Annotated in this window: 1 pseudogene; it reads right to left on the reverse strand. The window is 71.0% G+C overall.

Annotated features, from left to right (window positions below):
- Positions 1-544 (reverse strand): annotated as a pseudogene (locus tag VQ03_RS30625) (hypothetical protein); the annotation flags it as partial.

Here is a 544-nt window from a genome sequence, read left to right on the forward strand (position 1 = left end):
GCCTCCAGGGCTTCCTCCTCGGACGCCCCTTCCGCGCGCAGCTTGCCGATCATCCGGGCCGCGGTGGCGGCGGCCTGGGCGGCGGGATGCGGGATCACGCTCAGGACCGGGGCGGCGGCGCGGGCGATCTTGCCGACGACCGGCAAGGCGCTGCGGATGCCTTTCACGATCTTGCCGAAGAACTCGTCCTCCTCCTCGGCCATGAGCGCGGACGCCATCACCTCCTCGAGGGCGTCGCTCTCCTCGGCCCCGTCGGCCTCGGCCTCGTAGCCGTCCATGCCGTCGAAGCCAGCCCCGTCCTCCTCCTCCCCGCCCCACTCGGCCTCGCCGGCGTCGAACCCGTCTTCCTGCTCGCCCTCGGCACCGTGGCCGTCGAGAAAGTCGGCGGAATCCGCATCGTCCGCATACATCTCGGCGGCGCCTTCGGCTTCCTGGTAAGCAAGGTCTTCGAGTAGTTCGCGCTCGTTGATCGCCATAGCACGTCCTCCGTCGAAAGGCGGCTTTGCCGGCCGCCTGGCTACGTTGCGGTCCGCCGGCCGGGGGC

Source organism: Methylobacterium tarhaniae (assembly GCF_001043955.1).
In the GTDB taxonomy this organism is placed as follows: Bacteria; Pseudomonadota; Alphaproteobacteria; order Rhizobiales; family Beijerinckiaceae; genus Methylobacterium; species Methylobacterium tarhaniae.